Origin of the sequence: Micromonospora sp. NPDC049900 (assembly GCF_044461025.1) — a bacterium.
GTDB lineage: Bacteria > Actinomycetota > Actinomycetes > Mycobacteriales > Micromonosporaceae > Micromonospora.
The window spans coordinates 33,271-56,440 of the sequence record NZ_JBITKM010000011.1 but is presented as its reverse complement, the minus strand read 5'-3'; the positions used below and the strand labels follow the sequence as shown (position 1 = coordinate 56,440).

Genomic DNA, 23,170 nt, shown 5'->3' with positions numbered 1-23,170 from the left:
ATCAGCGGCACTCCCAGTTCACACGAGAACCCCTGCCGATCATCCCCGGCAGGCTGCCACTCCGGACGGTACACCGACGAGCACCGACAGCACTCGCATGTGCTTGATCGTCAAACAAAGCTGTCAGAAGTTGCGACGGACCTTCGAGCATCCGCCACCAGCGGGAACGCTACTCAATCTCCTGCTCGCACGACGCCCAAGGCTCATTGCTGGTCGACGTCGACTGTGTCCTGTACCCCTGTTCCCGGATACCCGAAAGCGCCTACGGTCTGCGCCTCGTGCGCCGCAGGCGGCGGCGTCAGAAGCTGATACGAGGCACGCAACTGGCCGGCCTCACACCCGCTGACAGTCAGCAAATCGTTCAGCATCCGGCGACGACGTCACAGCACACCTAAATCCAGCAACTTGCGGTGGGCTGGGTGCCCGTGCCATCCCGTCCACCGTACGATCCACCCGAGGCAGAAGGAGTGACAGCCGTCACATGGCTACTTCTGCCGAGTCATGAGTCTCCGTCCGGGGTCGAACGGGGGTCAGATGATCAAGGGCCCGCTCGCTACGATCAGCGAACAAGCCCTTGAACTGCTACTTAAGGGTGGAGCCGAGGGGACTCAAACCCTGACCCCCACACTGCCAGTGTGGGAGGACACGCCAACCAACACAGGTTCGGACCAACCGCCGTCAGTGTGATTCGCGGCAGGACGGTTGATTCACGGCCAGCTTTCGTCGCTTTCAAGAAGCTCGGTCAGCTTCTCGTAGATAGCGAAGTACTCTTGCCGGTCGAACTCCGGAGGGCGCCAATCCTTGGCCTCGAAATGGTGAAGCGCTTCATCGGGGACGGGAATTCCGTACTCCTTGATGTACTCCACCGCGTCCAGACGCCAGTAGTAGACGCCATCCGAGGCAATGGCCGAGCCGCCGCTCACGCCGAAGCGATCTCCGATCTCATCTCGCGTATACCCCATCCACGCCAAGAAGATCGGACACTGGCTCAGGTAATTCGTGACCCGAGCCCGGAGGACAGCCGGCATTTCAGAGGATCGGTCAAGCTGTCCACCGGACCATGACACTCCCCCCGGTCTTGGAGCAAGAGAACCCAAGGGCCGCAATTCCAACCTAGTGGACATTAGAATTTCCCCTGTAGGAGTTCGCCGGTTTTCGGATGGAGCTGCGCCTGACGGGTTGTCGCGTAGACATCAACACGAAGGATATGCGCAAGGTCACGAGCCGCTTCGCGACCGCCATGACACATCACCAGCGTGATCGCGCATCCGGTGTAAGCGGGGTTCTCGCGGATCGCGGCCGCAATCTGCTGGATATGGGTAACGTTGCCGTTGACAATAGGCCTTCCCCCCGACGTTCCATGAACGATCACATCATGCCGGCCGCCAGCTCCGACTGACCGACCGAAGTTCGTCAGCGTCGCCGCGTCATCGCCAATCGCTGTTGCCGTCGAGCTGTACCGGACCGTCGCCCCGCTCGCCAGGAACGAGTCCACACTAGTGCCCCCACGGGCTGCTGATCGGGCCCCGGCACCTGCCATTCCCATGGATGTGCGTAAGCCTGCCCCACCAGTGAGGCCGACAGCCCCTGCGCCGAGGGCGGGCAGGAGAACTGCGCCGCCTGCGCCAAGCACGCCGCCTATGGCTCCGCCGAGTAGGGCTTCGCCGGCGAGTTGCCAGCCAGTTTCGTCGTCGGCGTCGAGGCCGTTGGTGACCAGCGAGGCAACGGCGCCGCCGACGAACCCGCCGATTGCTGCGCAGCCGACGGCACCGACACCGAAGCTTCCGGCCGTGCAGGCTGCGCCGATGGCTACGCCGGCGACGACGCCAGCGACCGCACCCACTGCCCCAGCGTTGCGGCACCAGAAGCTGGCTTGGCATTCGCGTTTTTTGCGTTCTGCTTCGGCGCGTTCGTTGCTTGCTTTACGGAACGCTTCGCGCTGCTGCTGGCAGCTGGATCCGCAGGCCGGGGGGACGTACTTCTTGACGATCCTGGTTGTGGTCTCCCCGGAGGGAGTGGTGTCGACGTAGGCGCGGTCGCCGGTGTCCTCGTTGTTCTCCGTGAAGTACATGCCGGTTGGGTCGGCGTTGTCGATGGGGTTGTTTCCGCCGTACTGGTATGCGTTGTACTGGGCTGGATCGTCGGCGACGAGGACCGGGTCCACGGAGATGAACCGGCCCAGCGTCGGGTCGTACTGCCGGGCGCCGACGTTGGTCAGCCCGGTGGGGTCGATGTCTCCACCGACGAATCCCTTGTTGTTGACCCAGACCGGGTTCGCGCCGCGGGGCGCCCCGTATGGGGTTTGGCGGCGGATGGAGACGGTCTGGGTTCCGGCGTTGACGGCGGTCTGTTGCGTGCCCTGGTGGTCGTTGAAGAGCCAGGTCAGGTCGGTGGTCGCCGAGCCTGCCTTGCGGGATGCGCAGATGGTGCCGGCGAAGCTGTAGTAGCGAGTACCGGTGTTGACGCTGCCTTCGCGGCGGATCTCCTGCCCGGGAAGGTAGAGGGTGGTGCCGTTGCTGTCGCGGCGGATGATCCTGGTGCCGTCGGCGTCGTAGATGTTGGTTTCGATGGTCTGGCCGCCGGCCGCGACCGTGGCGAGCTTGCCTTCGGCGTCCCAGCCGAGGGTCTGGCTGTTGGTGCCGGTGCCGCAGTTGTTCGCGGCGGTGCCGGTCGGCCGGCAGAGGGTGTTGCCGGCGCCGTCGTAGGTGTAGCTGTTGACGACGCTGCTCTGGCCTGGCGCCTGGGTCGTCATGGCGGTGACGGCGTGTGGGCGCACGACGTTCTGGCCGCCGGTCGGCACCGTGTAGGTGCGGGTGGTGTCGCCGCTGGCGGTGTGGCTGGTCTCGGTCAACCGGGAGCCGGTGGTGTTGAAGGTCCAGTCGTGCCAGTACGGTGCCGGGCCGCCCAGGTTCGCCACCGTCGGGTCTGTCTGGCAGTCCACCCCGGCCTTCGGCGTCCAGGCGGTGGTGAGTCGGCCCAGCGGATCTTGCCGGAAGCACTGGGTGTCGGCATGGCCGATCTGCGGCCTCTCCTCGATCGAGGTGATGTTGCCGCTGTGGTCGTAGCTGTAGTTACGGTCGGAGACCGTACCGACGATGGTTTCCCGTTCCACCATCGTGCGGTCGATGCGGCGGGTGGACTCGTCGCGGAACACGGTGTCCTGAGTCCAAACGCCGCCCGGCATCTTGTAGATCGAACCGCTGCGTTCGCCGTAGGCGGTGTAGCTGGCGGTGGCCATCGTGCCAACCGAGCCGGTGAGGCTGGTGTCCAGCCGGACGGGCATCCCGGTGGTGGCGTGGTAGTCGGTGGTTACTTCCTCTGTGACCAGCCCACCACCAGCCGGGTAGGAGATGGAGGTCGGCGCGCCGGTCGCGGCCGAATAGTTGTAGGCGTAGATGTAAGTGCCGCTCAGGCCGGTCTCGTTGCCGGGGACGACATAGTTGGCACCCTTGGGCTGGTAGCGGTCATCGAAGCTGCGCACCTGCCACCGGTAGGCGTTGCTGCTGCCGGCCGGCTCATAGCGGACCGCCTGGGTAAGTTGACCCCTGAAGCCGCTCTGCCCGGTGTAGAGGGTGTCGTACCTCCATTCGGCGCGCAGCGCTCCGTTGGCGGAGTCGTCGCGCAATTCCTTCTTCCGGCCCAGCGCGTCGTAGACGTACCAGAGCACTTCACCGCGAGCGTCGGTGGTCTTGGTCAGTTCGTTTATGTCGTTGAAGGTGCTGGTCGTCGTGCCCTTGTCGGGATCGGTCGTACGCCACAGGCGGCCCTTGGCGTCGTACTCGTTTTCCCACCTGTTCCCTGCCGGGTCGACGGTCCTGACCAACTGGCCCTTGCGGTTGTAGACGTACTCCGTTTCCTGGTACGCACCGCCGACACCGGCAGTGGTGGTGTGCTGACGCAGCTTGGCTACGCGGCCCTCGATATCAGTCACGGTCGTGGTCGGGGTACCGCCCTGTGGTGGAGTCACCCTGGTCAGGTCACCCTCGTGGACGGTGATCGTGCGCCACTTCTCGACCAGGTTCGATACTCCATCACCGGCCAGGAATATCGTGTTCGTGGGGCGCGACCCACGGTCGAACACGGTCTTGGAAACGGCGGGGACAGACCATTCCGGCTCCCACCACAACGTGCCGGAGGGGGCCCCGGGTTCAGCGTGTGCCCCGTAGGAGGTCGCGGCGCGGCCGAGACTGTCGTAGATCGTGTCCGAGACCACTCGGTTTCCGGTGTCGTCTACCGCCAGGCTCTGCGTCTGCCGGGAGCGCAGCAACCCGTCGAGGATCTCGTACGAGGTGACGTAGTTGCCGTCCGCGTTCAGAACCTGTGCCCTGACGAACGGATAGGCATTCCTGCCAGCGGCGAACGTGTAGGTGTACTGCGCGGATGGGGTGGTCGGGTTGGCCGCCTTGGTCCAGCCCAGTCCCCACACCTTGCTGACACGTCCGAGCGCGTCGTACTCGACGTCAGAGACAGTTCTGTTGTTGGGATCGATGGCCTTGACGGTGGCGCCCCAGTAGGGATTGGTGTCCACGGACGAGGTCCAGTTGAACGGCTCGGGGCCCGTCGTCGTCACCTTCGTGACAGGGCCGCCCACGGCCGGCGTGTACGCGGTCGTGGTGACGTTGCCCTTGATGTCGGTCGCGCTCACCGGGCGGCCGGTGGTGTCGTAGCTGCCCTGTGACACGACCTGCCAGACCGTGCCCGTTCCCGCTGCCCAGTCCTTGAGCTGTTCGGTCCTCGTCACCAATCCGAAGGTCGGTGCATCGTCGACACTGCTGGCCCCGTCGTAATAGGTCCGCCCGTCGGAGATCACGTCGTCGATGGTCGACGGGTTCGTGCCGCAGGCCAGCGCGGTGGTGGTCGTCTGCTTCACCATGGTGGTGAGGTTCTTGCTGGTGTTGCGGTTGTAGCGGTAGGTGATGCACTTCTCGTCACCGGTGACGGCGACGTCGCCGTCGTCCTGCGACCAGTTGACCGTGCCGTACGTGTGATCCAGATTCTTGGTGCCCCGCGAGGTACGCCAGCCGCGGCTGCCGTCGACACCGAGAGCGGTCGCCGTGTAGGTGGTCTGCGTGTCGACGAACCTGGCCTCGACGGTGTCACCGTTGATGGTCCGGCTCGCCGTGGGGTTAGATCGCCACGGCACGTTCACCGTCTTCGACACCGGCCTGGTCTCGACCCCGTTGTAGACGACCTGCTCCCGCATCTGGCCGGCGAACTGGTCCTCGTCGTAGACGGTCTCGGTGCCCAGTGAGGCCGGAACCGTCACGCTGCGAGTGCCACCACTCGGGCTGGCCTTGTCGCCATGCATGCCCCGCATGAAGGTCGTCACCGCGAGCGTCTGGGTCGCCGAATCGTCACCGACACGGGTCTTGACCTGCGCGTAGCCACGCCATTGCGACCACGTCTTGCGTTCCGGCCTGGTCAGACCGTCGTCGTCGGCGTAGTGCCACGCCGGCGCTCCCACGTACTCGTACCAGGTGTGCTTCGAGGGCGCCTGGTGGCCGTTGGCCAGCTGTACGTCGTCCTCGGCCACGTGCTCGACCCGGTGCTTGTGCCACCATTCGGTGATCAACCGCTGCCCGGTCGGGTCGGCCGGGTCCGGCACTCGCACCGGGTAGCACCGCTTGGTGTTCGTGTGCGGGTCCAACCCCGCCACCATCGCCTCGGTGCACTCGGGCTCCGCGTAGTCCACCTTGATCCGGGCACCGGTCTCCGTCACGATGCTGGAGATGCGCAGCCAGTTGTCGGTCGTGCCGTTCGCGGTCAACACCCGGTTCGGCAACGACACCGCCTCGAACGTCACCGGCGGTAGGTTGACGGTGCCGCCAACGTGCCCCGCGTGATCGATCCTGTTGAGCCACAGCCCGGTGTGCGTCGAGTCCGCCGTCGCCGCGAACGTGTGCGAGAGGGTCCAAGACTCCACGTCCTGCCACGCCGGGGTGGTCTTCGTGGTGTCCCACACTCTCGCGGTGATCTTCTTCAGCCGCTTCGTGGTCCAGAACGTCGGCGAGTACTGCTGCGGACACGACGTCGCCGACGCCTTGCACTCCTGGTCCCAGGGGGTGTCTTTCCACGATGCTTTCACCGGGTTCGACTCGGTGCCGCAGTTCGAGAAGCACCGCATGTCCGTCTCGAACAGCACCTGCCCGTACGGGGTGACGCTGCGCTCGGTCACCCCGTGGATGGCTGATATGCGGTCGTACGTGCCGTAGTCGATTCGGTTCAGATAGCCGTCCCGGTCGTAGGGCGCGTCATCGGAGTCGGTGTCGTTGCGGGCATACTTGTTGGTGTTCTTGCCGTACCACAGCGACATCGTGTTGCCGCGCACGTCAACGATGTAGTCCAGGTTCCACCGCCACGCCTGCTGGCAGTGTGAGTTGGCGAAAGCAGTCTGGTAACACGGTTCACCTGAGTGGTTGCCGAACACCGGCACCGACAACGTCGATTCGGTCTTCGCCGTGTGGCCGGGCAACGAGTGCAGGCCGAAGAAGTACTGCGTGCCGTCGGTGGTGGTGACCTTCCAGTGCTCACCGTTGTTGTCGCCGTTGCCCGTCGCACCGATCAACTTCTCGATCTTTGAGCCGTCTTCTGAACGGGCGTGCCAGCCCTTGCCGGTCTCGAACACCAGCTCCGTGCTGCGGCCGTTCAGGTTCATCGTCGCGTTCTCTGAGCGCCAGCACAGGTCGCCGGTGTCGTTCGTGTTGTTCGCGCCGCTCTTCTTCCGGTCTTCCGCGCACGGCACATACCGCCGCTCGATGAACCCGGGCGAGTAGTCGAAGCCTTCACCGATCCACGACGGCTGGTTGTTCGTCACCTCCGACCGACCGTCAACGGAGGCTGAGGAGTACGCGAAGCTGACCGACGGTTCCGGGCCTGTCGCCGGAGGCGTACGCAGGGGGTAGCTCCACGAGAAGTCACCGGAAGACCCACCTGCGGACCACGTCGACGAAGGCGCGAGACTGGTAGCGGTGAAGTCCCCGTCCGCGCCCGACCCCGCTGCCGCCAGGGCGAGGAAGGGACCATTCGCCTGGGGCGTCAACTCCCCCGACAGCCGCGCCAGTTCCCTCGGTACCGCCGAGGTGGGACCAGCGACCACCTCGGCGGTCGCCACTCCGGTAGCGAGGTCGTTTGTCGTCGGCAACAGCACCGATCGGCAACCTGGCGCATCGGGTGTGGAGAGGGCACAGGCCGGAACCTGCCACAGCCGCAGCCGCGACGCCCAGGACCCGCCCACCGCATGCCGGAACGAGTTGTAATCCACCGACACCTTTGCCGTGCCGGCGCCAGCCCCGGCCGGCGTCGTCACCTTCAATACCAGACCGTCACGCCAGGTGTCCGGCAGTGATTCCCGGTCCACCACCTGAACGTCCACACTGCTGACGCGCGCACCGGCCGCACCAACACCGCGGGCGACCCATACCGGCAGCGCACCCGCCCTCATGCCCCGACCAGCCACGCTCTGCGAATCGAGCGTCACCCGAGCGGTACTGGCTGCGGGCCATACCGGTTTCGGAACCGTTGTCTCCTGCACTTGCTTTTGCGTCCACGCACGCCCCGACACCGGGCCACCGTGGGAATCGAGCTTCTCCACCGGCGGCCGTGCTGGTTCTGCCCTCGGAGCAGCGGCCTCAGCCGGCAGACTCACCAGCAGCGACGCCGCCACGGGAACCACCGTCAGGCCTGCGATCCATCGGCGAAGGCGGCCCGCTCGATGAGTACTCCGTCGAAGCTGCTGCAAATCGTGAACAGGGCGTGCAGACGACATGCTTTCTCCCCGGTAAGGACAGCCGCACGAAGCAAGGCGTAGGTAGGTCTTATCGGCGGTGCAGTATCTGGACGTCGGATCCATCCGATCGCCCCGAACCGACACAGGGCGTGAGCGACACCTCAGCCGAGTCAGCGGTGGCGGAGCTCTGAGCGCACTGCTAACCGGGTTGGCCGGGTTACGAGTCGTACAGCAGATACACCGCCGTGTCCGTCAGCGCACCCTGGAACACAGCGACCTCATCGATGCCGCCGATCCACGGATCGACCAACTGGCCTTGCCACAGGGTTCGGCCCACCAGCAGCGGGCCGGTCGATGCCATCGGGGTGAACGTGATGTTCTGCGTGACCGCTTCGAGCTCACCGTTGACGTAGAGGCGAATCTGCTTCCGCCCGGCGTCGTACACGCCGACAAGGTGCGTCCACACGCCTTCCTCCGCAGCCGATGTCGAGGTGGTACTCGCCGTGGGGGTGGTGGTGAGGTCCTCGTCGCTGATGGCGAACTGCCACTTACCCAGCGTGGAGTTGAACTTGAGCCAGCCGCCGCTTGAATACTGCCCTCGCTGGGACAGCGCTGTGCGCATGCCGTCGAGCCGATCGAGCATGACCCAGGCCGACATCGTGAACGACTGGTCGGTACGCACGACCGGTCGATCCTGCCACTGGGTGAATTCGAGACCATCGGTGTTCGGCGGTGTAATGCCCGTCTTCACCGCACTGCGCGCATACTCGGCGGTGCTCTCGGTAAAACCCTCCTCTGGGAAGTACTCGTTGTCGAGCCACAGCCCGGAGCCGTCGGTGGAATAGCCTGCGCCGACTGCGGAACCTCTAGTCAAGGCAAGCCAACGCCCCCAGGCGGTAACCGTGTCCGGCGCCTCGCAGGTGTCCCTCAGGTCGGCCAGGTAGCAGGGGGTTGCGGCCTCGAAGTTCCAGTTGCCCACCTGCACCGGCGTCAGGATCCCTGGCTCATTAAACCCACTGGATGTCGGGTCCTGCGCCAGCTGGCCGGTGAAGTCATGCGGCACGAGCACCCGCTCGTACACCTGCATGTCGGCGACGTTGCCGTGGAACCAGTTGCTCGCTGCGCCGGAGCTCCACCCCCGACCCACCGCAAACGCTCCTGGGGCGTTCCATGGCGTGGCACTTCGATCGACCTCGGAAGCCAGTTCGCCGTCGACGTAGAGCCGCGCTTTCCCAGTAGCCTTGTCATAGACGCCTGCGATGTGCGTCCAGCGGCCAACGTCCACGGAAGTCAAGGCAGTGCTGCTATTCGCTGCACGGGTGGTACTCGACTGGTCGTCGCTGTCCTTCATCAGGAATGACCACCGTGGCGTCGACGGAGAACCGACCAACCGGGTACCCAGATGGAACCCGGCGGCGTTGATCCCGGCCTGGGATGCGATGACGGTGTCGTGGGTAGTGGGTAGTGAGCTGAGTCGGACCCAAGTGGCGACGCTGAAGGAGTTGGCCGTGTTGACGACACTGCCCGGCGTGGTCAGCACGGAGGAGGTGCCGTTGAGGCCTGCGGTTTTGCCGCCGTTCAGGCGGGCGTCGTCGGCCCAGCTCAGGTTGGACGTGGTGAGGTCGGTCTGACCTCCCAGAGCCGGCTGCTGGTCGGCGAGCGCGGCGTTCTGGTCAACACCGGGGTATTGCTCCAGGCCCCACTTGGCGACGGCCGGTGAGGGTCGGGGCGTAGGAAAGGTGACGGAGCCAATATTGCCGAGGTTGCCAGTAGCGTCGATCCCGCGAACCCAGAAGGTGTTCCGACCGAAGCTGGGCACCGTAACGGTGACCGAGGCAGTCTTCAGAAAAGAGGTGCTGCTGGCGGCGACCTCGGTGGTAGGTGGATTGGACCAGCCATAGCGAAACTTGGTCACGTCCGAGGCAGGGGTCGAAAACGTGAAGTTCATCGGCTCACCCGGGCGGCGAGGAACCAAGAACTGATTGATCATGGGCGCCGGCGGGACGTCGGTGTCCACGGCGAATCGGCACCACGACGACCAGGGACCGGTAATCGAGTACGGAGCCTTATCCGTGCCCTTCGCCCGGAACGCGTATGTAGGTCCCTTCGCGACCGTCACCGCGGCACTCTCGGCCCTGCTATTCGGGGTCAACCCTGTCCTTGCAGGCGGCGGGCTCTTACGAGTCGGGAACGTGTTGGTCACCGTTCCCATCCCGCCGGCTGGCACCTCGATCCATTCGAAGGTGCCAGTCAGCGAGTCACTCGGGTCGGCGTCGGGGAACACGGCAGCCAACTTCGGTGTCAGCGTGCCGATCGTCAACACCCCGGAGCTGCATTCGACACCAGCGACCTGCAGGTTATGTGGAGCACCGGGTTTGCTGTCGTAGTCGACGATCAGCTTGGCGTCGTTGGGGAAGAACTTTTTCCATCGATCCTGCGTCGACTCCCCCGACCCATCGGCGGCTCGCGCAGTGAACCCGAAGGTGATCGAGTTCCAGCTGCCGTTCGCGGCAGCCAGCACCTGGCTGGTGGTGTTCGCCCCCTGGAAGTTCATAATCATGTCAGGTTGGATCGATGAGCAACCACCCGCCTCGTTGGCATTCCCGGTTGCCGAATTCAGGAACGACTTCAGCTTCATCGTCGACCAACTCGCCTTCGGCGTCGCGTTGATCGACGGGGTGTGGTACATCGATGTCACCGTGGGCCCACACGACCACGAGTGGTCCAACTTCATCTGCACGTAGGCCGACTCGATGTGCTTGTTCTTGAGTGATACGCCGTTAGCCTTCGTCGGGAACTCGAAGTACGACCGGTACAGGGCACCGGTGTCCGGGTTCAGCCCCACTCGCGCGCGACTGGTGTCCGAGTTCGACGACCCGTTGTTGGTCCCATAGGCCCACTTGTTCTTGAACACCGACCACGCCGGGTCCACGAACAGGGGGTACACGGCATCCGGGTTATCCAGCATTGCCGCGTCCGGCCGCAGTACCAACTCACCCTGGGACACCTCGACGCCGACGTTGCCGGTCCGCGCGGCGTCTCCGGCCGCCGTCGCCGTCGACTGCGGGCTTTCACCCGACGATGTACGGGCCGAGACGCCGTCCGCCGCATTTGTCCGGGAGTCCCACATCACGGCCGGCTCCGCCGAGGCCACGACAGCCGCGCCTGCCATCGCCCGCAGGCCACCGTCCGGACCCGACACGATGTCGGCGTCCCCGCCGATGCGAAATCGCGGTTCACGCACTCCAGGCTGAGTCGCCGCCGCCCGTGTCTTGACTACCAGAACATGCGTGAAGCCCGTGCGCGTCGCCCGTACCACCAGATCAACATCGGATAGGACGTTCGGGTAGGTCAACGAGTCACCCGAAACCACCGGTGGTGGCAGCGTCCCAGGCCACGACAGCGTGACCGTTTGCCCACCGCGCGTCAGGGTCACCATCGAGCCGTCCCCACCGTCTGAGAACGCCACGTCCGCGACCGACACCCCGGGTCGCCACAATCCGTCCCCACCCCGAGTCAGTTCGAGGTCGATCTCTTCCCATCTGCCTGCCTTACGTGCGCGCTGCGGCACTGCCGCCGACGCAAACTGCAGACGCCCGTCCGGCAACGCGGTCACCTCGGCGAACTCCGTCCGCGACTCGTCCACCACCACCGGCTGCCCACACGAGGTTGCCAGCATGCTCGCCTCAGCCTCGGAGCCAGCGATGTCCTCGCACTCAAGCCCGGCCGCAGCCGCCCGCTCGTGCGCTGGAACACCGATCACTCCGACAACCACCAAGGCCGCCACCCCAGCAGACAACCCACGTCGCCACTGAACGCCCACCACACACACCCCCGACGAGAGCAAGCAGTGGCAGCGACAGTAGGTCCTTGATCGTCGCCTGACTGCCCCGCGGCGGCGCGACCAGGTCGCCTTTGATCACCATACATTGATAGATGATGATTGGCTGATGAGTGCGACATCGCCTGATCACTCAGCGTGGCAAGAATCGATTCGAAGGTTGTCTATGTGTGACGTGGGACACATGCCGCTTCCTGCCTGACCAACCCCTATACTGCCGCCCCCTTGGTCCACCGACTTTCCGGATAGCGGCGGCTCAGGCCGCCCTTGCGGCGACCGTTGCCCACCTTCACTGCGCCCACCTGGGTGGTCACGCCCGGCAAGAGGGTGCGCGATCACCGGGCGGGACGACGACGCACGGCTCGGCGCCTGGTCGACTGGCGCACCGACGAAGACGCGCCGCTTGCCAACACCACCGTCCGGCACCGACGGGAATGGGCACACCCCCACGGGCCGGCAACGCCTTCCCACACGCCACGACGCCCCCTCCTTCCTCCCGCAAATGAAAACCGTTACCATTGCCATCGCCTGTTGCCGAGTGGGGAGGCGCCGATGGCGCACGTGTTGTTGGTGGAGAGCTGGGTCGGGGCGATGAGCCACCTCCTGCCGCGAGCGGTGTTGGAGGCCGGGCACCGGTTCTCGTTCCTGACCCGGGACCTGCACCACTACCTGCGCGGCGCGCCGCCCGGCGGCACACATCCGCTGCTGGCCGCGCAGAACGTGCTGACCGTCGACACCAACGACGTACCCACGCTGTTGCAGCAGGCCGTGCGGCTGCACGCGGCATTGCGCTTCGACGGCGTACTCACCTCGTGTGATTACTACCTGGACACGGTCGCCCAGGTGGCCGCGCACCTCGGGCTGCCCGGTGCGGACCCGGCGGCGGTGCGGCGGGCGTACCGCAAGGATCTGGCCCGCACGGCGATGGCCCGCGCCGGGGTGCCGCAACCCAGGTTCGCGCTCGCCGACGGCTGGGCGGCCACCGCGCAGGCCGCGCGCGAGCTGGGGTATCCGCTGGTGCTGAAGCCGGTGGACCTCTGCGCCGGCATGTACGTGCGGCAGGTGGCGGACCCGACCGAATTGCGTGCCGCGTTCGACGCCCTCGCCGCGTTCCCGGTGAACGCCCGGCGGCAGCCGAGGGTGCCGGTGGTGCTGCTGGAGGAGCTGCTGACCGGCCCGGAGGTGAGCGTGGAGACGGTCACCGTCGACGGTGTGACCACGGTCGTCGGGATCACCGACAAGAGTCTCGGCGGTGCCACCGGGTTCGTCGAGACCGGCCACATGTTCCCGGCGGTGCTGGACCCGGCGACCCGTGAGCGGGTCGGCGAGGTGGCGGTGGCCGCCCTGGAGGCGGTCGGGTTGGACCGCGCGGTCGGGCACACCGAGCTGCGGCTGACACCCACCGGGCCGCGCGTGGTGGAGGTCAACCCCCGGCCCGCCGGCAACCAGATCACCGAGCTGGTGCGCCGGGTCACCGGCGTGGACCTACCGATGGTGTACGCGCAACTCGCGCTCGGCGAACACCCGGACCTCACCCCGGCCGACACCGGCGTACGCAGTGCCGCGATCGCATTCGTGCTGCCGCCGCGACCCGGTGTCGTGGCGCGGATCGACGGCACCGGGGCCTGGTCGACCGATCCTCGGGTGGTCGACTGGTCGGTGAAGCCGGACGGCCACCGGGCCGGGGACGCCAGCAGCAACAACGACTACCTGGGTCACGTGATGGTGGTCGACACCGCCGGTGCCGGTGCGCGGACGGTCGCCGACCGGCTGGCCGGGCAGGCCCGGGTCTCGTACCTCGACGAGAGCGTTCCGGCCGGTGCCGACGCCCGGGTCGGGGTCGGGGCGTGACGGCCACCTCGCCGGCCCGACCGGCGTACCGGTCGATGTCGGCGCTGGTGGAGGCGGTGCGCGCGGGACGGCTCGGGGCCGACCCGGCGCGGGCCACGGTCAGCGTCGGGTTCGTCACCCGGCAGGGCGTGCGGCACGCCTCGCGGGCGCACGGCTACCGCAACCACGTGCTGAGTCTGCGGGTCGACGCGGCGGTCGGGTCCTGCGCCATCGAGCCGGGCGAGCTGCCCGACGAGACCGCGTACGACTGCGTCGGCGCGTCCGTGGCGGACCTGCTCACCCACCCGCTGCTGCCGGTGCGGGTGGCCGCGCTGGACGCGTACCTGATGGCGGTGCGCCCGCACGCCGAGGCGGCGGACGCGACGGTCACCGTGCCGGGTGGCGGGTCGCTGGCCAAGTCGCGGGCGCGCGCCGAGGTGGTGGTGGACCTGCTGCCCGCGAGCAGCCGCACGGTGCTGGTCGTCGGGGTGGTCAACTCGCTGTTGGCGCGGCTGCGGGCGACCGGTCGCCGGTATCTGCCGTGCGACCTGGCCGGAGGCCGCACCGAGTGGGGCGAGCCGCACCTGCCCGACGCGACGGCGGTGCTGGACCGCTGCGACGCGATCCTGGCCTCCGGCATGACCCTCGGCAACGACACGTTCGCGCCGCTGCTGGCGCACGCCGCCGCCGAGCGGAAACCCTTCGTGGCGTTCGCGCAGACCGGTAGCGCGGTGCTGCCGTGGTTCCTGGGCGCCGGGCTGACCGCCGTGTCGGCCGAGCCGTACCCGTTCTTCTGGCTCGACGGTGGGCCGACGACCCTCTACCGCTACGGGGTGTCCGGATGAGCGCGCCGCAACTGTTGAATCTGGTCGGACACACCCCGCTGGTGTACGTCGACGCGCCGCTGCCGCATCCGCACGGTGGCTTCTGGGCGAAGGTCGAGTGTGCCGCGCCGGGTGGCATGAAGGCCCGCGCGGCGGTCACCATGCTGGCCGGGGCGCGGCGTCGGGGCGAGTTGCGCGACGGCGCGCCGGTGGTGGAGTCGACGAGCGGCACGCTGGGGATCGGGCTGGCGTTCGCCGGGCACGCCTTCGGGCACCCGGTGGTGCTGGTGGTGGACCGGGAGCTGGAGCCGTCGATGCGGTCGCTGCTGCGCGCGTACGGGGCCCGGCTGGAGGTGGTCGACCGGCCGCACCCGACCGGCGGGTGGCAGCAGGCCCGCCGGGACCGGTTGACCGAGCTGCTCACGGCGCTGCCGGGGGCGTACTGGCCGGACCAATACCACAACCCGGACAACGTGGCCGGGTACGCGAGCCTCGGTGACGAGATCGCCGCCCAGGTCGACGCGGTGGACGTGCTGGTGTGCAGTGTGGGCACCGGCGGGCACAGCGCCGGGCTGGCGCGGGCGTTGCGGCGGTCCTGGCCCCACCTGCGGCTGATCGGCGTGGACACGGTCGGGTCGACGATCTTCGGTCAGCCGGCCCGTCCCCGGCTGATGCGCGGCCTGGGCAGCAGCATCCATCCGGACAACGTGGACTATCCGGCCTTCGACGAGGTGCACTGGGTCGGTCCGGCGGAGGCGGTGGACACCTGCCGGCGGTTGGCGCGTACCGGCTTCGTCACCGGCGGGTGGAGCACCGGGGCGGTGGCCCGGGTCGCCGCCTGGGCCGCCCGGACCCGGCCGGACGCCCGGGTGGTGACGGTCTTCCCGGACGGCCCGCACCGCTATCTCGACAGCATCTTCGACGACGGCTGGTGCGCCCGGCACGGACTGCTCGGCTCCGGCCACGGGTATCCGGTGGAGATCCCGCACCCCGGCGCGGTGGAGGTCACCCGGTGGAGCCGGTGCCGGACGGTGACCGATCCGGTTGCCGACCGGGGGCGGGTGCCGGCATGAGGCTGACCTGGCAGGCATACCCGCTGGTGCTGCGGGAGCCGCTGCGCATCTCCCGGTCGGTGATGGCCCGTCGGGAGGCGGTACGGCTGACCGTCACGCACGACGGTGTCACCGGGCACGGCGAGGTCGTCACCAGTAACTACCTCGGACTCGACCGGGCGGCGATCGAGGCGTGTTGCGCCGGGTGGGCGGAGCGGGTGGCAAGCTGCCCGGCCCCGGAGACGCTCCGGGGCGAGCTGGGCGCGTATCCGGGGCCGCCGGGGGTGCGCGCGGCGCTCGACGCGGCCGTGCACGACCTGCTCGGGCACGCCCGGGGCGTACCGGTGCACCGGCTGGTGGGGGCGCCGCAGCCGACGCCGGTGGCCACCGCGTACACCATCGGGCTGGTGCCGGTGCCGGAGGCGGCGGCGACCGCCCGACGGCTGGTCGCCGCCGGGTTCTCGGTGCTCAAGGTGAAGGCCGGCGACGCGGACGACCTGGCCCGGGTGGCGGCGGTCCGGGCCGCCGCGCCGCACGCCCGGCTGCTGCTCGACCCCAACGGCGGCTGGTCCGCCGAGCAGGCCGTGCGTCAGCTCGACGCGCTCGCGCCGCACAAGCTGGACGCGGTGGAACAGCCCATCCCGCCGGGCCGCCCCGACCTGCTGGCCTGGGTGGGTGCCCGCAGCGGCACGCCCGTGATCGCCGACGAGGACGCCGCCGGTCCGGCCGACCTGGACCGGTTGGCGGGCGCGGTCGCCGGGGTGAACGTGAAGCTGGCGCGGTGCGGCGGCATCACCGCCGCCGGGGACATGATCGAGGCGGCCCGGCAACGGGACCTGGACGTGATGCTCGGCTGCCTGGTCGCCAGCTCGCTCGGCATCGCCCCGGCGGTGCACCTGGCCGGTCTGGCCCGCTGGGTGGACCTGGACGGCCATCTGCTGCTCGCCGACGACCCGTGGACCGGGATCGGCGGTCGGGACGGTGTGCTGCGCCTGTCCGGGGCGGCCGGGCTCGGCGTGGCACCCGCAGCGGAGGAACGCCGGTGAGGGCCACCTGGGCGTCGTGGCGCGGCTTCCCGGTGCCGATCCGGCTGCTGGTGGTCAACCAGCTCGGCGTCAACGTCGGCTTCTACATGCTGCTGCCGTTCCTGGCCGGCTATCTCACCGACCAGATCGGGCTCTCGGCCGCCCTGGTCGGCCTGGTCCTCGGGGTCCGCAACCTGAGCCAACAGGGACTGTTCCTGCTCGGCGGCTCGGCGGCGGACCGGCTCGGCGCGCGCGGGGTGATCATCGCCGGGTGCGGGCTGCGGGCCGTCGGCTTCGCGGTGTTCGCGGTCGGCGGGTCGCTGTCGGCGCTGCTGGTCGCCTCGGTGCTGACCGGGCTGGCCGGTGCCCTGTTCAACCCGGCCGTGCGCGCCTATCTGGCCCAGGCCGCCCCGGACCGGCGGGCCGAGGCGTTCGCCCTGTTCAACGTGTTCGCCAGCGCGGGGGCGCTGATCGGGCCGCTGGTCGGCAGCGCGCTGCTGCTGGTGGACTTCCGGGCGGCGGCGACCGGGGCCGCGCTGGTGTTCGCCGCGTTGACCGTGGCGCAGGCGCTGGTGCTGCCGGCCCAGCCGGTGACGGCCAGCGGGCAGAGCGTCGGCCGGGACTGGCGGGAGTCGCTGACCGACGGCCGGTTCCTGGCGTTCACGGTGGCGTTGAGCGCGCTCTTCGCGTTGCAGACCCAGCTCTATCTGGTGCTGCCGGTGCAGGCGGAGGCGGTCACCGGCACGCCGCTGGCGGTCGCCGCACTCTTCGTCGTCTCCACCGTGGTCACCGTGGCGGGGCAGGTCCGCATCACCGCGCGGCTGCGTCGCCGCGTCGACCGGGGCACCGCGATCGCCGCCGGGATGGCGGTGACCGGCGTCGGGTTCCTGGTGCCGCTGGTGCCGCTCGGCGGTCCCCCGGCGGTACGCGTGCTGCCGGTGCTCGTCACCACGCTGGCGCTGGCGGTCGGGGTGATGGTGGCACAGCCGTTCGTGCTGGAGCTGCTGCCCGGGTTCGCCCGCACCGGGCTGACCGGCACCTACTTCGGCGTCTTCTATCTCGCCTCGGGTGTGGTGGCGGCGCTCGCCACCACCGCCGTCGGCGGGCTCATGCAGACCGGATCGGGCGGCACGGCCGAGCGGGTCCCGGCCGGGGCGTGGCTGCTCTGTGCCGCCCTCGGGCTGGCCTCGGCCGCGGCGGTGCGGGTGCTGCACCGCCGGAACCTGCTCGGCCCCCGACCGGCCGCCGACACCGCACCGGGCGACGCGCGGCTGCCCGCCGTCACCCCTCGCCGCCCCGGCGCGGCCTGAACACCGCAACACCTTCGAGAGGAAACCCCATGTCGATCCACCTGTCCCGCCGCACGCTGCTCGGCGGCGGCGCCGCCCTGGCCACCGCCCTGCTCACCGGCTGCGGCGGCGACTCCACCAGCGGCCCCGGTGCCGGTGACACCCCGAGGCGGGGCGGCCGGTTGCGGGTCGCGTTCGCCGGTGGCGGTGCCACCGAGACGCTCGACCCGCACCTGGCGAACCTGTTCAACGAGGCGTCCCGGGCCAAGGCCGTCTTCGACAAACTGGCCGACTACGGCCCCGACGTGTCGATCCAGCCCCGGCTGGCGCTGAGCTGGGAACCGAACGCGGACCTGACCCGCTGGCGGGTGGCGCTGCGCGAGGCCACCTTCCACGACGGTCGGCCGGTCCGCGCCGCCGACGTGCTGGCCAGCTACGCCCGCATCGTCGACCCGGACCGGGCGTTCCGGGCCCGCGCCAGCCTCTCTTTGATCGACCTGCGGGCCAGCCGGGCGGTGGACGACCGCACCGTCGAGTTCGCCCTGCACCGGCCGTTCGCCGAGTTCGGCAACGTCCTCGCCACGTTCGGGGCGTACATCGTGCCGGAAGGCGCCGAGTCGTTCGACCGGCCGATCGGCTCCGGCCCGTTCACCGTCAGCAGCTTCACCCCCGGCCGCTCGCTGCTGCTGGCCCGCTACCCGGACTACTGGGAGGGTGCCGCGCACCTCGACGAGCTGGAATACGTGATCGCCAACGAGGAGTCGGCCCGGATCAACGCCCTGCTCGGCGGGCAGGTCGACTACGCGCACGACGTCAGCCCGACCACCGCGCGGACGCACACCGGCAACGACCGGGTCGCCATCACCCGGATGCCGAACAGCAACCTGCTCGGCTTCACGATGAAGGTGGACCGTCCCCCGTTCGACAACCGGGACCTGCGCGAGGCGATGTTCCTACTCACCGACCGGGAGCAGCTCGTCGAGACGGTGCTCTCCGGCACCGGGCAGGTCGGCAACGACCTGTTCGGCAAGGGCTTCCAGTACTACGCCGACGACATCCCGCAGCGCACCCGCGACCTCGACCGGGCCCGCGCGCTGGTGGACCGGGCCGGTGCGCGCGGACTGCGCATCCCGTTGGACACCGCACCGGTCGCCGCCGGTTTCGTCGAGGCCGCCAGCGTCTTCGCCGACCAGGCCCGTCAGGTCGGGCTCACCGTCGAGCCGGTGCAACGCAACAAGGACACCTACTGGCGGGACGTGCTCGACGGCGGCGTGCTGGCCACCTTCCGCAGCGGCGCCATGCCGATCGAGACGCACATCTCGCAGCGGCTGCTGACCACCTCCACCACGAACGCCACCCGCTGGACGCGGCCCGAGTTCGACGCGCTCTACGGCACCGCCGTCTCCACCCCCGACGAGGCGGGTCGCCGTCGCGCGTACGGGGACATGCAGCGGATGCTGCACGCCGAGGGCGGGCTGCTGGTGTGGGGGTTCGCCGACTTCCTGGTGGCCACCGCCCCGACGGTGCGCGGAGTCTCCGCCGAGGCGCCCGCGAACACCCTGGACTGGGCCCGCTTCGACAAGGTGTGGCTGGCTTGAGTCTGACCCGCTACACCGTGCAGCGGCTGCTGCTCGGCGTCGGGCAGGTCGCCGGCATCACCACCGTCGTGTTCGTCCTCACCGAGGCGCTGCCCGGGGACGCGGCCGTGGTGATCGCCGGTGACCACCCCGACCCGGAGCGGATCGCGCTGATCCGGGCGCAGCTCGACCTCGACCGACCGGCCTGGTGGCGTTTCCTGGACTGGTTGGTCGGGCTGCTGCACGGCGACCTCGGTGCCTCGCTGATCTCGCAGCGGCCGGTGCTGGACCTGATCGTCGGCGGGGCCGCCGCGACGCTGCTGCTCGCGGTCGCCACGCTGGTGCTGCTGGTGCCGCTCGCCGTCGGGCTCGGCATGCTCGCCGCCCGCCGCGAGGGGGGCCGACTCGACCGGACACTCACCACCCTCGCGGTCGGACTGTACGCGGTGCCCGAGTTCGCCCTGGCCATCCTGCTGGTGGCGGTCTTCGGCGTCCGGCTGGGCTGGTTCCCGCCCACCGCTGTCGGCGCCGACCTGCTCGCCCAGCCGGGGGTGCTGGTGCTGCCGCTGCTGGTGCTGCTGGCCCGGCCGATCTGCTCGATCAGTCGGCTGACCCGCGCCGGCATGGTGGACGCCCTGCGCGCGGAGTACGTCCAGCACGCCCGCCGTCTCGGTCTCTCCACCCGGCGGCGGTGGCTGGCGCACGCGCTGCCGACCGCCGCCGCGCCGGTCGTGCAGCAGGTCGCCCGCACCACCGACTGGCTGCTCGGCGGCGTCATCGTGGTGGAGGCGGTCTTCGTCATCCCCGGGCTGGGCACCGCCCTGGTCGACGCGGTCGCCGCCCGGGACGTACCCACCATCCAGGGGCTCTGCGTGGTCGTGGCGGTCACCACCGTGCTGGTCAACCTGGTCGCGGACCTGGTGGCGTTCCGGCTCGCCCCGCGTACGGTCGGTGTCCGGTGACGGCCCGACGGCGGAGACCCCGGGCGGTCGTCGGGATCGTGCTGCTCGCCGTGCCGCTGCTGCTCGCGGTCGCCGGTCCGCTACTGGTCACCGAGTCCGACGCGCGGACCCGACCGTTCGACGGCGCGGGGCTGCTCGGCACCGACTTCGTCGGCCGGGACGTCGTCGGGCAGGTGCTGCTCGGCGGGTGGTCCGTCGTCGCGGTCGCAGTCGCCGCCACCGCGCTGGCCTATCTGCTGGGCGTGCCGCTCGGCCTGGTCGCCGCGCTCACCCGGCACCGGCGGCTCGACGAGGCGCTGATGCGCCCGCTGGACCTGCTGCTCGCCATCCCGTCGCTGCTGCTGCTCATCCTGCTGGCCGCCACCGCACCACGCGGGCCGCTGACCCTGGTGGTGATCGTCGCGGTCGTCACCCTGCCGGAGGTCGCCCGGATCACCCGCGCCGCCGCGTTGCCGCTGGCCCACGGCACCGTGATGGAGGCGATGCGGCTCTACCGGGAGACCTGGTGGCGGCGGGCGATGGGCTACGTCGTGCGGGGCATCCGCCGGGTCCTGCTCGCCGACGCCGGGGTGCGGTTCATCGGCGCGGTCTATCTCGTCGCGACGGCCAGCTTCCTCGGCATCGGGGTCGCCCCGGACGCCGCCGACTGGGCGGTCATGGTCGACCGCAACCGGGGCGGGATCTTCCTGCAACCGTGGGCGGTCGTCGTCCCGGCCGCGCTGCTCGTCGCGCTCGCCGTCGGCGTCAACCTGGTCACCGACGCGCTGGTGACCGGCCGGGAGCCGATGGCGGAGCCGGACGGCGCGCGTACCCGGGAGGAGGTCCGATGATCCGGGTCGACGGGCTGGACGCCGTCGCCGACGGACACCGGCTGCTGCGGGACGTGTCGTTCACGGTGCCGTCCGGTGGGGTGCTCGCCGTCGTCGGTCCGTCCGGCAGCGGCAAGTCCACCCTCGGGCGGGCGCTGCTCGGCGAGGTCGGTCCCGGCGTACGCCTCACCGGCCGGGTCGAGATCGACGGTCGGGTGGTCGGTCCCGGAATCCCGGCGCCCGGTGGGCTCGTCGGGTACGTCCCGCAGCAGCCCTCGGCCGCGCTCACCCCGGTACGCCGCATCGGTCCCGTGCTACACGAGATCGCCCGCCGACACCGTCCGGTCCCCGGTCGGCGTGCCCGCCGCGCCGCCGTCCGGGAGGCGGTCCGGGCGGTGCTGACCCGGGTGGGGCTGCCCGCCGACGCCGAAGCGCTGCGACGCTACCCGCACCAGTTCTCCGGTGGGCAGCAGCAACGGCTGGTCGTCGCACACGCCCTGCTGGCCGGGGCCCGGGTCCTGGTCGCCGACGAGCCGACCACCGGGCAGGACGGCCTGCACCGCCGCGACGTGGCCGCCGAGCTGCGCCGCCTGGCCGCCACCGGGGTCACCGTCGTCCTGCTCAGCCACGACCTGCATCTGGTCCGCGCGATCGCCGACGACGCGATCGTCCTGGACCGGGGCGTGGTGGTCGCCGCCGGTCCGGCGCACACGGTCGTCGGGGAGCCCACCCGGTCCGCTCCGGCGGCCCGTCCCGACGCCGGGTCCCCGCCGGTCGAGGCGCTGCTGCGGGCCGAGGCACTGACCGCAGCCGCGCTGCTGCGGGCCGAGGGGCTGACCGCCGCGCACCGGGGCGGCACCGTCCTGCACGGCGTCGACGTGACGCTGGGCGACGCGCAGTGCCTCGCGCTGATCGGTCGCTCCGGCAGCGGGAAGACCACCCTCGCCCGCTGCCTGGCCGGGCTGCACCGGCCGGACACCGGCACCGTCACCCTCGACGGCCGTCGGCTGGCCGCCTCCCTCGATCGACGGGACCCGGCCGACCTCGCCGCCGTGCAGTACGTCTTCCAGGACCCCCGGGCCAGCTTCCACCCGTACGCGCCGGTGCTGGCGCAGGTGGCCCGGCCCGCCGTCCGGCTGCGGCGGCAGGGACCCGCCGACGTGCTACCGGCGGCGCGTGCCCTGCTGGAGCAGGTCGGCCTCGACCGGGACCTGGTCACCCGTCGGCCGGACCGGCTCTCCGGGGGCGAACTGCAACGTGCCGCCCTGGTCCGGGCCCTGCTGACCCGGCCGCGCCTGCTCGTCTGCGACGAGATCACCTCCGGGCTGGACGGCGTCAACCGGGACCGGATCCTCACCCTGCTGGACGAGCTGCGGCAGGCGCACCGCCTGGCGTTGCTGGTCATCACGCACGACCCGGAGGTCGTCGCCCGGCTCGCCGACCGCGTCGTCGTGCTCGACCACGGTCGGGTCATCGAGCACGGTCGGGCCGCCGACCTGCCCACCCGTGCCCGGTCCCCGCTGACCCGCGCGCTGCTGGACCCGACGATCGCGCTACCCGCGACCACACCCGACACCGAGGAGATGAGCAGGACATGACCGACGAGACGACCGGACCGTACGACATCCGCACCGCCGGGCCGCAGCACCTCGACGGTGCCCGCAGCGTCATGCTGGACACCTTCTACCAGGTCTTCGGCTACGGCTACCAGCCTCGTTGGCACGCCGACGTCATCGACCTGGCCGGCACCTACCTGCGCCCGGCGCGGCACGCCCTGTTCGTCGCCACCAAGGGTGACGAGGTGGTCGCCACCACCGCCGTACGCGCCGCCGCGCCGAACAGCCCGCCGCACCCGCGCTGGCTGGCGGAGCGCTACCCGGCGGCGAGCACGGCGCAACTCTTCCGGGTCTACGTCCGTCCCGAGCACCGGCGCAACGGGCTCGCCCGGGCCCTCGTGCGGCGTGCCGTCACGTTCGCCGCCGGGCAACCCGACTACCGGGTGGTCTATCTGCACACCGACACCCGGGTGCCCGGCGCGGAGGCGTTCTGGCGCGGCGTGGCCGAGCTGGTGCACGACCCGCGCGACGGTGATCCCCACGCCTCCCCCACCGTCCACTTCGAGATCCCGCTCCCCGGCCGCAGACCGGCACACGGGGACCAGATCGCCGCCGATTCGGCACGGTCGGGGGCTTCCCCAAGGGCCACCTCCGTTCGATAGCATCGAACACGGGTCCG

General features: G+C 69.8%; 13 protein-coding genes. 10 read left to right on the top strand and 3 right to left on the bottom strand.

Annotation, left to right across the window (positions count from 1 at the left end):
- Window positions 1-707: 707 nt before the first annotated feature.
- The 3 genes from ACIBMZ_RS22350 to ACIBMZ_RS22340 all read right to left on the bottom strand — a co-directional run bounded on the left by ACIBMZ_RS22350 (window position 708) and on the right by ACIBMZ_RS22340 (window position 11,513).
- The gene (locus ACIBMZ_RS22350; RefSeq protein ID WP_396696733.1) at window positions 708-923 is read right to left on the bottom strand and encodes a hypothetical protein; all 216 of its coding nucleotides are present in this window, start codon (window positions 921-923) and stop codon (window positions 708-710) included.
- A gap of 200 nt (window positions 924-1,123) precedes the next feature.
- Window positions 1,124-7,663 (bottom strand): RHS repeat-associated core domain-containing protein, encoded by a 6,540-nt coding sequence (locus ACIBMZ_RS22345; protein WP_396696731.1) that lies wholly within the window; start codon window positions 7,661-7,663, stop codon window positions 1,124-1,126.
- Window positions 7,664-7,943: 280 nt separating this feature from the next.
- On the bottom strand, window positions 7,944-11,513 hold the full coding sequence (locus ACIBMZ_RS22340) for a LamG domain-containing protein (protein WP_396696729.1): 3,570 nt from the start codon (window positions 11,511-11,513) through the stop codon (window positions 7,944-7,946).
- Window positions 11,514-12,119: 606 nt separating this feature from the next.
- Here ACIBMZ_RS22340 and ACIBMZ_RS22335 point away from each other — a divergent pair.
- From ACIBMZ_RS22335 to ACIBMZ_RS22290, 10 genes are read left to right on the top strand one after another with little or no spacing between them, the layout of a single operon-like run.
- The gene (locus tag ACIBMZ_RS22335) at window positions 12,120-13,418 is read left to right on the top strand and encodes an ATP-grasp domain-containing protein (protein ID WP_396696728.1); all 1,299 of its coding nucleotides are present in this window, start codon (window positions 12,120-12,122) and stop codon (window positions 13,416-13,418) included.
- Window positions 13,415-14,242, top strand: a complete 828-nt coding sequence (locus tag ACIBMZ_RS22330) for a Rossmann-like domain-containing protein (protein WP_396696726.1) — start codon at window positions 13,415-13,417, stop codon at window positions 14,240-14,242. Before ACIBMZ_RS22335 ends, ACIBMZ_RS22330 begins: the two co-directional genes overlap by 4 nt.
- Window positions 14,239-15,294 (top strand): PLP-dependent cysteine synthase family protein, encoded by a 1,056-nt coding sequence (locus tag ACIBMZ_RS22325; protein WP_396696724.1) that lies wholly within the window; start codon window positions 14,239-14,241, stop codon window positions 15,292-15,294. Before ACIBMZ_RS22330 ends, ACIBMZ_RS22325 begins: the two co-directional genes overlap by 4 nt.
- Complete coding sequence (locus ACIBMZ_RS22320; RefSeq protein ID WP_396696722.1) at window positions 15,291-16,319, top strand: dipeptide epimerase; 1,029 nt, start codon at window positions 15,291-15,293, stop codon at window positions 16,317-16,319. Before ACIBMZ_RS22325 ends, ACIBMZ_RS22320 begins: the two co-directional genes overlap by 4 nt.
- The gene (locus ACIBMZ_RS22315; RefSeq protein ID WP_396696720.1) at window positions 16,316-17,608 is read left to right on the top strand and encodes an MFS transporter; all 1,293 of its coding nucleotides are present in this window, start codon (window positions 16,316-16,318) and stop codon (window positions 17,606-17,608) included. Before ACIBMZ_RS22320 ends, ACIBMZ_RS22315 begins: the two co-directional genes overlap by 4 nt.
- A gap of 29 nt (window positions 17,609-17,637) precedes the next feature.
- Complete coding sequence (locus ACIBMZ_RS22310; RefSeq protein ID WP_396696718.1) at window positions 17,638-19,185, top strand: ABC transporter substrate-binding protein; 1,548 nt, start codon at window positions 17,638-17,640, stop codon at window positions 19,183-19,185.
- The gene (locus tag ACIBMZ_RS22305) at window positions 19,182-20,126 is read left to right on the top strand and encodes an ABC transporter permease (protein WP_396696716.1); all 945 of its coding nucleotides are present in this window, start codon (window positions 19,182-19,184) and stop codon (window positions 20,124-20,126) included. Before ACIBMZ_RS22310 ends, ACIBMZ_RS22305 begins: the two co-directional genes overlap by 4 nt.
- On the top strand, window positions 20,123-20,956 hold the full coding sequence (locus ACIBMZ_RS22300) for an ABC transporter permease subunit (protein WP_396696714.1): 834 nt from the start codon (window positions 20,123-20,125) through the stop codon (window positions 20,954-20,956). Before ACIBMZ_RS22305 ends, ACIBMZ_RS22300 begins: the two co-directional genes overlap by 4 nt.
- Complete coding sequence (locus ACIBMZ_RS22295; protein ID WP_396696712.1) at window positions 20,953-22,533, top strand: ABC transporter ATP-binding protein; 1,581 nt, start codon at window positions 20,953-20,955, stop codon at window positions 22,531-22,533. The genes ACIBMZ_RS22300 and ACIBMZ_RS22295 overlap by 4 nt, the downstream gene beginning before the upstream one ends.
- On the top strand, window positions 22,530-23,153 hold the full coding sequence (locus tag ACIBMZ_RS22290) for a GNAT family N-acetyltransferase (protein WP_396696710.1): 624 nt from the start codon (window positions 22,530-22,532) through the stop codon (window positions 23,151-23,153). Before ACIBMZ_RS22295 ends, ACIBMZ_RS22290 begins: the two co-directional genes overlap by 4 nt.
- Window positions 23,154-23,170 lie beyond the last annotated feature (17 nt).

Excerpts from the sequence above, each read along its gene's own strand:
- ACIBMZ_RS22335 (WP_396696728.1), top strand. The coding sequence starts at position 12,120 with ATGGCGCACGTGTTGTTGGTGGAGAGCTGGGTCGGGGCGATGAGCCAC.
- ACIBMZ_RS22325 (WP_396696724.1), top strand. The coding sequence starts at position 14,239 with ATGAGCGCGCCGCAACTGTTGAATCTGGTCGGACACACCCCGCTGGTG.
- ACIBMZ_RS22320 (WP_396696722.1), top strand. The coding sequence starts at position 15,291 with ATGAGGCTGACCTGGCAGGCATACCCGCTGGTGCTGCGGGAGCCGCTG.
- ACIBMZ_RS22310 (WP_396696718.1), top strand. The coding sequence starts at position 17,638 with ATGTCGATCCACCTGTCCCGCCGCACGCTGCTCGGCGGCGGCGCCGCC.
- ACIBMZ_RS22295 (WP_396696712.1), top strand. The coding sequence starts at position 20,953 with ATGATCCGGGTCGACGGGCTGGACGCCGTCGCCGACGGACACCGGCTG.
- ACIBMZ_RS22290 (WP_396696710.1), top strand. The coding sequence starts at position 22,530 with ATGACCGACGAGACGACCGGACCGTACGACATCCGCACCGCCGGGCCG.